Here is an 11,247-nt window from a genome sequence, read left to right on the forward strand (position 1 = left end):
GCGTGATCACGAGGTCGGGCCGCTCGTGGATTGCACAACGGCCGGGCCGAGCCGTCGCCCAGTGGGCTGGCTACGTGCCCGGGACGATGGCGGCGACGATGCGTTCCAGATCCTCGATGCTGGCGAACTCGACGGTTATCTTGCCTCGGTTCCGGCCCATGTCGACCTTCACCTTGGTGTCCAGGCGGTCGGAAAGACGCTCGGCGACCTGGGACAGCGCCGGCGGCGTATGGCGGGGCGACCGCGGCGCGCGCTTCCGTGGCCCTTCCTCGCCCAGCGCCACGATTTCTTCGACGGCGCGCACCGACAGTCCCTCGGCGACGATCCGGGTGGCAAGGCGGTCCTGCGCCTCGGTGTCCTCGAGCGCGAGCAGCGCCCGGGCATGGCCGGCAGACAGCACGCCGGCGGCGACCCTGCGCTGGACAGCAGGCGGGAGTGCGAGGAGCCGGATCGTGTTCGTGACGTGGGACCGAGAGCGGCCCAGCTTGCTGGCGAGCTGGTCATGGGTGGCACCGAACTCGCGCAGCAACTGCTCGTAGGCCGCTGCCTCTTCAAGGGGGTTGAGCTGCTGGCGGTGCAGGTTCTCCAGCAGGGCGTCCCGCAGCATCTGGTCGTCGGCGGTCTCCCGCACGATCGCCGGAATCTCGGTCAGCCCGGCAAGCTTCGAGGCCCGCCAGCGGCGCTCACCCATGACCAGCTCGTACCGATCGGGCAGCACCTCGCGGACCACGACCGGCTGAAGCAGGCCGACCTCGCGCAGGCTGGCCGCGAGCTCCTCCAGCGCTTCCTCGTCGAAGACGGTCCGAGGCTGTCGTGGATTCGGCTCCACCCAGTCGACCGGGATCTCCCGGAAGACAGCGCCGTGGACCGGCACAGGCTCCGACCCAGGCCGGGTCGACGTGCCGTTGCCGTTGCCGCCGGAACCGTAGCTGTCGTATCCCTCCGGCGCGGTGGGAATGAGCGCGCCGAGCCCCTTGCCGAGTCCGCCGACCCGCCGCGGGGGCGGGCTCATCGAACGGTTCCGTTCGGTGCGTCGACGCCGCGCTCGGCCAGCTCCCGGGCAGCCGCGAGGTAGGACAGCGACCCACGCGAAACCGGGTCATACGTCAGGGCAGACTGCCCATAGCTGGGCGCCTCCGCCAGCCGGACGTTGCGAGGGATGGTCGTCCCCAGCACCCGGTCGCCGAAGTGCTCCTTGACCTCCGCGACAACCTGATCGGCAAGCCGGGTCCGCGAGTCATACATGGTCAGCAGGATCGTGGTGAGCCGAAGCTCCTGGTTCAGATGAGCCTGCACCAGGTCGACGTTGCGCAGCAGCTGCCCAAGTCCCTCCAGCGCGTAGTACTCGCACTGGATGGGGATGAGCAGCTCTTTCGCCGCCACGAGCGCATTCACCGTGAGCAGACCCAGCGACGGCGGGCAGTCGATGAAGACGTAATCGACCTCGACGTCCTTGGAAAGGGAAGCGATCGCCTTCCGTAGCCGACCTTCCCGAGCCACCATCGAGACCAGCTCGATCTCGGCTCCGGCAAGATCGATGGTCGCGGGGGCGCAGTAGAGGCCGTCTGCCTCCCCGGACTGCACGACCACCTCGTGCAGCGGCCGGTCACCGAGCAGGACCTCGTAGATGGATGGCACCCCGGACCGGTGTTCCACCCCGAGCGCCGTCGATGCGTTGCCCTGGGGGTCAAGATCGACGACCAGGACGCGGACTCCGTGCATTGCCAGGGCCGCCGCGAGGTTGACGGTCGTCGTGGTCTTACCGACGCCGCCCTTCTGGTTGGCGACCGCGAAGATTCGCCGCCTGGTGGGCCGTGGGAAGGGCCGTCGACGTTCCATGGTCAGTGCTTCCACCGCTGCTGCCGCCGCCGCTCCGATCGGGGTCGACGGATCGAGGGGGTCCATTCCCAGACCTGTCGACGCTGTTTCACGTGGAACACGCCCGTCCGCGTGCCCGTCGTTGCTGTTCACGTGCTGTCTGTCCACGCCGTTCACGCTGCCTGCCATCGTGCCGGTCTCCGCCGCCCCGCCCCACATCGTCGGCCACCCGTACAGCTGAGACTAGGCGAGTGGGCTCGGTCAGCCGATCTTTTCCACACAGAAGGACCTGCATCTCGCGCCATCCCTGCGAATGGAGGCCGTCCCGCGCTTCCGCGAGTTCCTCGTCCACGCGCGAACCACGCATCGCAAGCATGACACCCCCAGGTTGGACAACCGGAAGCAGCATGCCGCCCAACCGCTCCAGGGGCGCCACTGCCCGAGCTACGGCGACATCCCACCGTAGCCCGTCCCGGCCCATTCCGGCGTCCGGCGCGCGGCCACGCAACACGGACATCCGGCTCGTGGCGCCCAGCGCCTCGACAACCTCCCGCAGGAAGACACACCGGCGCTCCATCGGCTCCAGGAACACGACACGTAGATCAGGCCGGGCCAACGCGAGCGGCACCCCCGGCAGCCCGGCTCCACTGCCAACATCGACGACCGTCGCATCGGGTCCGACCGCCTCCGCGACGACGGCGCAGTTGAGCAGATGCCGGTCCCACAGCCGCTCGGTCTCCCGCGGTCCGATCAGCCCGCGTTCCACCCCCGCCGTGGCCAGCAACTCGGCGTAGCGGATCGCGTCATCAAGCGCCGCGCCGAACACCTCGGCTGCGGCGGGTGGGGGCGGCGCCAACACGCTCATCGGCCCGCCTCAGGATCGGGTCGAACCAGAGATGAGGACCGGGCCGCAGGGCAGCCACACAAACGCCGCATCCAACCAGCATCCACGACTCGCCCGGCAACCCGCGCGAAGCCATGCCGGCGTGCTCCCGGTGTGCTGATGGCTCCGGAGTCATCTTCGAATCTTGGATCCGTTTCACCACCCTTACGGCCGATTTGACAGGCTTAGAGCTGTTTCGAGGTCGGCCCCACCGTCATGCCGCCCAGCCCGGTGTCGGTGGCGGCTCGGGTGGCCGACGGGACTGGATGAGGACGAGCATCGACGAGTCCCAGCTGAGCCGTCCGCCGTCCTGGGTGTGGATCGCGGTCGCCGGTACGTGTCCGACAGCCGCCGTCAGATCCTCCGCAGGCCGGTTCCCCGGATCAAGTGCTGGTGAGGACAGCACGATCGAGCCGTCCGACAGCACCGCGACGAGCCGCCTGTCGCGTCGTTCGAGCCGGATCCCCTCGTCGTGGACCAGCCCATGGTGCCGTGAACACAGCAAGGTCAGGTTCTCCAGGTCCGTCTCGCCCTCATCCGCTAGCCACTCGCGAAGGTGGTGGATGTGCAGCCATCGGGTCCGCTCGCAGCCGGGGTACTGACAGATCCCCTGGTCCCGCGCATAGACGGCGTCCCGCAGCCGAGCCGTCGGGACCCGCTGTCGACGGCCCAGCGCCAACGGGCTCCCATCGCCGTCGCGCAGCAGACCTCGGACCAACGCGTCGCAGCCCAGCCTCGTCAGGACCGCCCGTGGTAGGCCGATTCCCGGCTCGACGTCGCAGCGCAGCAGCCCCCGAGCCAGCCGATCGACCAGACTCGGGGCGCTTTCCGCAACCCCGCCATCACTTTCGAGCGACGCTTCGGTCGGGTCGTCGTTCGGGGCAAGCAGGGTCTCGGCGTCGAGGTGGACGGTCAAGGTGTGCAACGGCGCCATAAGCCGTGGAGCCGGGCGGGAAAGAAACCCATCCGCCAAGGCGGCGAGCGCGTCCGCGTCGGCTCGCCGATCCCGCGGGAGTGCCAGGACCTCCCCGTCCGTCGGCACCGAGCCCGGCTCGCCTTCAGCCGGCCGCGGGCTCGAGTCGTCCAGACTCGCCCGTGCCGCGTCGATCGCGGCCGCGAGCCGTGCGCCCTCGTCCGCCGTCAGTACAGCTGACAGTCGGAACATCCCGTCCGAGCCGCACTTCCACGACACACGCCGAGCGTTCCGCTGGCCTGCCGGATCGGCCGTCAACTGGTGATACCGCGACGCCAACCGCTCCAGCTGGCCAGCCGTGCAGTGCAGCGCGTGGTTCAGCCAACACCGGTCCGACTCGGCGTCCGCCACCCGCGCGACGGCACGCACCTTCGAGTAGGACAGCCGACCCTCCGCGAATGCCGACCGCACCGACGGAAGCTCCTGAAGCGCTCGCGCCACCGCGACATGCTCCTGCGCCGTCCGCACCGACAGCCCGCACCGCCAGGCCAGCCAGTGCGCGCAGGAGGCCATCCCCAACCCCGACCAGCCGTTGCGGCGATCGAACGCCGCCAGCACCAGCAACATCCGACAGGTCGCCGCGGCGATCCGGCCCGCCCACCCGCAGAGCTCCGCCTCCAGCTCCGGCAGCGGCGCCGTCTCGACGGTCGCTGTCGGGCCACTACTCCCGGAACAGCCCAGCGTCTCGGTTCCAGCAGTCATCTCGGACATCCCCACCACCCAGGTCACGGAGTGGATCAACTGACGTCACAACCATCACACACCGGTCCGACAATTTCGCGGCTCGGGATGGTGCTCCTGTGCAGGCCAGGGCGTCGCGTCGCCGGACGGCCCCTTGGACTTGTCGCCCGCGTCGGGCCATCAATCGTCGCCACGCCTTCAACGATCTCCGCGTTCCGCGGAACGCGGCGGCGAGACCGGAGGCCGCCGCAGACGGGCGACCAGGGGCAGGACGGCGAGGAGAGACATTCACAGGAGGAAGCCGAGGACGTCGGCCAGGAGGGCGGTTCGCGAGCGGTGGGCAACGGAGGCCGGCGCCAGAGGCAGCCAGCGTGAGATCGGCAATGGAGACCGGGCCGGCGGGCAGTTCGTCGGGCGCACCTAGGAGATGCGTCGGGGATGGGAGACGTGCGTCGGCGGCACCCGCCCCGGCATCTTGCGGGCCCGCCGATCATGTCGACACCAGTCGCGCGCCGAGGCCCACACAAGAGGCGCATCGATCTTGACAGTGTTTGCGACAAAGAGGCCGCCGAAGCGATCTCCGCGTTCCGCGGAACGCGGAGGGTGCGGGGCCTCGTTAGCAGAGCGCACGACGGAGAGGTCCTCAAGACGATCTCCGCGTTCCGCGGAACGCACGGGCTGGCAGCCTCGTTCGGCTGCCGGCTCAGGGCGCACGGGGTGGGAGCCATGACGATCTCCGCGTTCCGCGGAACGCACGGGGTCGTCGCCTCGTCCGGCCGCCGCTGGCTGGAAGTACCTGCAGCTCAGCGCGGTCGAGGCCCACCGTTGACCGAGCGCGAGGCTCGGCCCGACAGGCCGGATCAGCAGGCCGCGGGGTGAGCCGGCCACTGGATCAGCCAGCCAGGCTCTGGATCAGCCAGCCGCGGGCTGGCAGTGCGTGAGCACGGTCAGGGTTCCGGCCTGGGGAAAAAGGTAGGAACCGGAGGGGCACCAGCCGGACCGGCGCAGGTCAGCCAGGTCGGAGCGAGCACTGGTGGCGTCCAGGTCGAAGACGAACAGGAGGAGGCGGTTCGGCGCCGGCGTGCGGGCATCGACGGCGGCCTTGACCTGGCCCACGCCGGGCTGCACGAAGAACACCGTGTCCGACCGGGGGATTCGGGGTGGTTCTCCCGTTGCCCCCGCCGGGCGGGGCGGTAGGTCGGCGGGACGACGGGCCGCGTCATCGCTGGCTTCCATCGAATAGATCCAGCCGGGACGTATCAGTCGGCCGCCGACGACGACGAGGTCGCCGGGGAGATAGAGCCTCCGGGCCGCGATCGCGGCGTCGACGGTCAGGTCCAGGCCGCGCAGCCGGTCGCGTTGTTCGTAGAGCCGGCCGTCCTTCGAGGCCGAGGAGATCTGCGCGGTGGTTCCGGCGACGGCGACCACACCGACGATCACAACCGCCGACGCGATCGTGCCGACCCGCCGGGCGCCGAGCCCGCGTCTGGGACTGGCGACAGGCGCCGCAGGGGCCTCTCCGTCGGGGTCTGCGGGTCCCACGTGGCTGGTGGATCCACCCGAGCTCGCATCTCCGACAGACTCGCCGGGGCCAACCGCTTCGCGGGGGGCAGCGGCCCTGAGGGCGCTGCCCTGGATCGGAATCTCAGCCGCCGGCGCCCCAGCCAGGCTGGTGTCGCCGGATTCCGTGCGTCGAAGCTGGCCAGCCGGGCCGGAGATCGCCGCGTGAGCCGCGGCGGCGAGGCGTCGCATCAGGGCGACGGCGCCGGTGACGACGACCAGCACGATCAGCGGAACCAGGAACAGGTTGGTACGGGTCGGGCCGAACGGCCAGAACCGTACGGCGCTCGCGGCGAGCATCGCCAGCTGGGCACCGCCGAGGGCGAGCAAGATCAGTCTGCCGTCGTGCCGCCTGGCGAGCACCGCGACCCCGGCCAGACCGCAGGCGACGACGGCGGGAGCGAGCACCCAGTACGACGTCCACGATCCGTCGGTCGGCGGGTGCAGCAGGCTGGGATCGTAGCGGTCGATGCCCGGCGGCGTGCCGGTGACGATGTCACGCACCTGGCGCGCGATGAAGGCAAGCCCACCCGCCAGGCCGCGGCCCGCGAGGAACTGCGCGTCCCAATAGTGTCCGAGCCGCTGGCTGGACTGGTGCCCGACGAAGAAGAACGTGTTGGCCGCCGTGAGGACCAGGGCCGGCAAAGCCTCGGCGCCACGCCACGCGCCGGCCACCAGCGCGACCCGAGCCCGAGCCCGAGCCCGAGCCCAGGTACCCGGGCTCCAGATACCTCGTGCCTCGGTTTCCGGCTGGCCGGCCGGAACTGCCTCTGACGGCCGAGCGACGCCTGCGGGCCGACCGTGCCACCAGTCCGGGGAAGCGGCCCGCTCAGACTGCTGTTGACCATCCGGCCGTGCAGGCGACGCGTCCCGGCCATGGGAGTCCAGCGGCAGGTCAGCACCGGAGTCCCGGGGCTGGACAAGACGGGAGTCCAGAGGCTGGTCAGGACGACGGGCCGCCCAGGTCGCATACGCCACGAGAATGACGTCGGCCGCCGCCAGGGGCGCGATGATGAAGATCGCCGGGACCGAGAACAGGCCTACGACGCCTGCGGCGGTCCGCCGTGCCAGCCGCCCCCGGTCGAGACGATGCGGCCTGCCGCCGCCGGACCCGTGCGCTTCGCCGCCGGTCCTGGATCCACTGGCGGGGCCACCCAGGGCCGCGGCCGCGGTTGTGCCTGGCCCGGCAGCGATGTTGGACCCTGCGCCGGAGCTGCCAACTCCGGGGCCGGCGCCGCGCAGCGGGCGATCGTCGGCGAGCCAGAGGAGCACCGCGACGACCGCGGCCAGGGTCTCGATGGTGTACGGCTTCAGCTGGGTGCCGAGGTCGAGAAGAGTGCTGTTCAGGCAGATCCACAGGGCGGCGAACGCACCGGCCAGCCGTCCGGCGAAACGCCCGACCAGGAGCGTGATCCCGATCCCAAGCAGCGGCAGTGCGACGAATCCGGGTAGGCGTAGGACCCAGGTGTGCCAGCCGAGTACATCTCCGCCGAGTCGTTCCACCACCACCCAGCCGATGGCCGACGGGGTGTTCGCCTTCGCCAGCTCGGGCCAGAAGGTCGCGAGCGGCTCGCTGACGAAATGCCCGCGCCAGATCTCGTCGTACCAGAACGGTCGGCGCAGGTAGGCGCGCAGCACGACGTCGACGGCCACAAGCGCCGCGCCGACACCACCAGCCCACCAAAGATCCGTCCGGGCGACCCGCCGGCGCGCTCGCGCGGCGGGGGCCGGCTCGGCAGTACCGGACGAGGCCGGACCGCCCGAACCGTCACTCGGCGAGCCCGCGTCGGCCGGGTTGGCGTCCGACTCGGCCAAGGCACCCGACGCGACACCCGGCTCGGCCGGAACAGCCGACACTAGGGCCGGCTCGACCAGGACACCCGTCCCGTCGTCCGGGTCGGCGGGGCCGACCGGAGCGCGATCAGCGGACGACAGAGTGACCCACCACCTCACCAGCCACCAGCAGCCGCGTCACCAGCGCCCGCGACGAATCCACGCCAACGTCCAGGGCCGAGCAGCCGACGTGTGCCGGGATCCGAGCCAGTACGTCCCAAGGCTCGGATCCCGGCTCACCCTCGACGATCAGGCCGTCAGAGATGAGCCGTCAGACCGGCATGACGACGACGCAGCGGTTCGGCTCCTCGCCCTCGGACTCGCTGCGCACGCCGTCGACGCCGGCGATGACGTCGTGGACGACCTTGCGCTCGAACGGCGTCATGGGCGAAAGCTTCTCCTGCTTGCCGCCGCCGACGACCCGCTTGGCCACGTCCGCGGCGAGCTCCCGCAGCTCCGCCCGCCGGCGGGCGCGGTGGCCACCGACGTCGAGCATCAGCCTGCTGCGCTCGCCGGTCTTCTGCAGCACCGCGAGCCTGGTCAGCTCCTGCAGCGCCTCAAGGGTCTCGCCGTTGGACCCGATCAGCTTGTCCAGGCCGTCACCGACGACCGCCACGACGGCGCGGCTTCCCTCGACGTCCAGGTCGAGGTCGCCGTCCATGTCGACGATGTCGAGCAGGCCCTCGATGTAGTCGGCGGCGATTTCGCCTTCCTGCTCCAGGGCGGTCAGCCGCTGCTGAGCGCTCGCGGGCTCGTCCACCCGCGCGGCGTCTTCGTCAGGGCCAACGGCGATGTCAGAACCGCTCATCAGCGCAACTCCATGGGGTTGGGGGACCGCCGTGGGTGGCGGTACGCAATCGGAACGCCGGGTCCAGCCGGCTGTGGGGGCCGCGAGGCGCGGCGGCGGTCACCGCCGGCCGCCGGGTCGCTTCCCCTTGCCGCCGCCGCTGCGCCGCTTCGCGGCCGGACGTGACCCGCCGACGTGGCGCTGGACGCCGGCCGGCACGGGCCTGGTCGAGTCGGAGGCGGAACCAGCCGCCGGCTCGGCGTCGCTGGACGTGCTCACATCCTGGGCCGCGGGCGGCGGACCTGCCTCCGCGGCGGCGGGCGGCTGGACCACCCGCTTGGACGTTCCACCGCGGGGTGACCGGGTGCCGGCCGGGGCCGTGCCGCTGGTGCCGCTCTTGGCTACGGAGCCGCTCTTGGCCGCCGAACCGGTCTTGGCAGCCGAACCGTTGGCAGAAGGGCCGTCGGCGGCGGGGGTCGTCTTGGTCAGGGTGGCCGGCTTCGGGGCGGTCCTGCCCTTGGCACCGGCCCGCGCGCCGGGGGCCGGGCGGGCGCCCGGGGCCGGACGCGGGGGAGTGGGCCGGTCGGACACCGCGGTGGCGGTGCGGGCCGCGGGCAGCTTGCCGGTTCCGGCTGCCTCTCCGACCGGAGGCATCCGCTTGATGACGAAGAACTGCTGGCCCATGCTCCACAGGTTGGTGACCAGCCAGTAGATCAGCACGGCGACCGGGAACCGGAAACCGAAGACGGCCAGCGTGATCGGCGAGCCGTACAGCATGATCTTCTGGACGATCGCCTGCTGCGGGTCGACGGTCCCGCCGGTGCGCGCCATGATCTGCCGCTGCGTGAAGAACGTCGTCGCGGCCATGAGCAGGATGAGCACGACGCAGACGATCTTGATGTGAACGCTGTCGGCGTGCAGCTCGTTCAGCAGCGCCTTCGACGAGTTGAAGTTCGTCGAGAGCGAGATGCCCCAGATCTTGGCCTTCGCGATCTTCTCGATCGTGGCGCCGGACAGGCCGACGCGGTCCACCCACTCCAGCTTCCCGTTCTTCGTGACGGGGGCCATGTGGGTGAAGACGTGGAACAGCGAGATGAACAGCGGGATCTGCAGGAAGATCGGGAGGCAGCCGAGGAGCGGGTTACCGTGCTCCTTCTGCAGCTCCATCATCTTCTGGTTCATCTGCTGCTTGTCGTGCCCATACTTCTCCCGGATCTCCTTGATCCGGGGCTGCATGAGCTGCATCGTCCGCTGCGACTTCACCTGCTTGACGAACAGCGGGAAGATCAGAATGCGGACACAGACGACGAGCAGAGCGACCGAGAACGCCCAGGCGAAGAAGCTGTTCTCGCCGAAGATCGGCCCGAAGCCCTTGTGGAAGAAGACGATCGAGTTCGCCGCGAGATGGTAAAGCGGATCCAGCACCGGTCTAACTCCTCCAGGCCCCTCGGGCGGACTCTACAGGTACTGGGTCGTACCCACCGCGGGATAGCGGCTGGCAGCGCAGGAGCCGCCAGCCGGCGAGCAGGCCCCCACGCACGCCACCGTGTAGACGAACGGCGGAGAGCGCGTAGACGCTGCAAGATGGATCAAATCGGCATGCGCCGGCCGACCGGGGTGACCAGACGAGCTGGTAGCCGCGGATGAGCGCGGCGAGCACCCAGGCAAGCGGGCCGCGGACGGCACCGGACTGGTCACGGGCGATCCGAGGCGCACGTTGGCGCAGCGTGGCGGACGCGAGGGCGAGGTCGAGGAGCGCGAGGGGGCCAAGCACGATCCCGGCCCAGGCGAACGCGGTCATCGCCGGCTCCGATGCGAGCGGCCCGGGTCGGCGCGGTCCGGACTGGACCGCGCCCGGGCCGACCGCACCGCGGCGAAACCCCGGTCGAGAGCGAGGCCGAGCTCGGCCGAGCTGGCCTCCGCCGCGGCGGGCAGCGCCCGGATGACAAGCAGGGTCCCCGCCGGCACCGAGGCCAGCCGGGATCTGGTCTGCTCGCGCAGCCGGCGGCGGACCTGGTTGCGGGTCACGGCGGCGCCGACCTTGCGGCTCACCACGAAACCGGCCCTGGCCGGGCCGGAGTCGTCGGTGCGCAGAGCGTGGACAACCAGTGGATGGCAGCTGAACCGACGGCCGCCGCGCCCGACCTGGGCATGCTCCGCCCGGGACGCGACCCGGGAACGGGCGGGGAGCATGAGAGGCCGGTAACCGCGCGCCGGCGAGGTCCGCCGTCAGGCGGACAGTTCGGCGCGGCCCTTGCGGCGGCGGCCGGAAATGATGGCGCGGCCGGCACGGGTACGCATCCGCAGCCGGAACCCGTGGGTCTTGGACCGCCGACGGTTGTTCGGCTGGAAGGTGCGCTTGCTCACGTGACGACTCCGTGGTGACAGGCCGCGGTGCTGACGGGCCGGGACAGGCGGACGGGACACGCGGGCAACACCGCGCGTACTCAGGCTACGCCAACAGTGCCCCCGGCTCGCGACGCGCGGGTCACCGACGCGATGCCGGGCCAAGCGCGACGCCGTGGAGAGCGCCGACGGAGGCGGGCTGGCGACACACCAGCTTACACAGGGCCGGAGCACCCGGGGCCTGCCGTACCGGACAGCACCGGCCGCCGGCCGAGTCCGTGGATATGTGGATGCCCACCGTCCGCCCTACCGTGTCGGCGCCACGCCGGATGCGGTGTCATGTCCGTACACAGGTTGTGGACGACT

Annotated in this window: 10 protein-coding genes; all 10 read right to left on the reverse strand. The window is 70.8% G+C overall.

The window, feature by feature from the left end:
* Positions 1–70: 70 nt before the first annotated feature.
* Entirely contained in the window at positions 71–1,012 is a 942-nt protein-coding gene (locus tag FRAEUI1C_RS35715) for a ParB/RepB/Spo0J family partition protein (protein WP_013428272.1), read from the reverse strand.
* Complete coding sequence (locus FRAEUI1C_RS35720; protein ID WP_083819786.1) at positions 1,009–1,839, reverse strand: ParA family protein; 831 nt, start codon at positions 1,837–1,839, stop codon at positions 1,009–1,011. Before FRAEUI1C_RS35720 ends, FRAEUI1C_RS35715 begins: the two co-directional genes overlap by 4 nt.
* 88 nt (positions 1,840–1,927) lie before the next feature.
* Positions 1,928–2,683, reverse strand: a complete 756-nt coding sequence (gene rsmG / locus FRAEUI1C_RS35725) for a 16S rRNA (guanine(527)-N(7))-methyltransferase RsmG (RefSeq protein WP_013428274.1) — start codon at positions 2,681–2,683, stop codon at positions 1,928–1,930.
* Between the two features lie 232 nt (positions 2,684–2,915).
* Complete coding sequence (locus FRAEUI1C_RS35730) at positions 2,916–4,385, reverse strand: HNH endonuclease (RefSeq protein ID WP_013428275.1); 1,470 nt, start codon at positions 4,383–4,385, stop codon at positions 2,916–2,918.
* A gap of 882 nt (positions 4,386–5,267) precedes the next feature.
* Entirely contained in the window at positions 5,268–7,868 is a 2,601-nt protein-coding gene (locus FRAEUI1C_RS40625) for a hypothetical protein (protein ID WP_013428276.1), read from the reverse strand.
* 151 nt (positions 7,869–8,019) lie between these two features.
* Positions 8,020–8,556 (reverse strand): Jag family protein, encoded by a 537-nt coding sequence (locus FRAEUI1C_RS35740; protein WP_013428277.1) that lies wholly within the window; start codon positions 8,554–8,556, stop codon positions 8,020–8,022.
* A gap of 99 nt (positions 8,557–8,655) precedes the next feature.
* Entirely contained in the window at positions 8,656–9,960 is a 1,305-nt protein-coding gene (yidC, locus tag FRAEUI1C_RS35745; RefSeq protein WP_013428278.1) for a membrane protein insertase YidC, read from the reverse strand.
* Between the two features lie 4 nt (positions 9,961–9,964).
* A complete protein-coding gene (gene yidD, locus FRAEUI1C_RS37930) occupies positions 9,965–10,336 on the reverse strand; it encodes a membrane protein insertion efficiency factor YidD (protein WP_013428279.1) in 372 nt (123 codons plus the stop codon).
* Positions 10,333–10,728, reverse strand: a complete 396-nt coding sequence (gene rnpA / locus FRAEUI1C_RS35750) for a ribonuclease P protein component (RefSeq protein WP_013428280.1) — start codon at positions 10,726–10,728, stop codon at positions 10,333–10,335. Before rnpA ends, yidD begins: the two co-directional genes overlap by 4 nt.
* Positions 10,729–10,764: 36 nt before the next feature.
* Positions 10,765–10,902 carry a 50S ribosomal protein L34 gene (gene rpmH / locus FRAEUI1C_RS35755; protein WP_013428281.1) on the reverse strand — a complete coding sequence of 46 codons (138 nt, stop codon included), beginning with the start codon at positions 10,900–10,902 and terminating at the stop codon, positions 10,765–10,767.
* Positions 10,903–11,247 lie beyond the last annotated feature (345 nt).

The organism is Pseudofrankia inefficax, from assembly GCF_000166135.1.
Lineage (GTDB): Bacteria > Actinomycetota > Actinomycetes > Frankiales > Frankiaceae > Pseudofrankia > Pseudofrankia inefficax.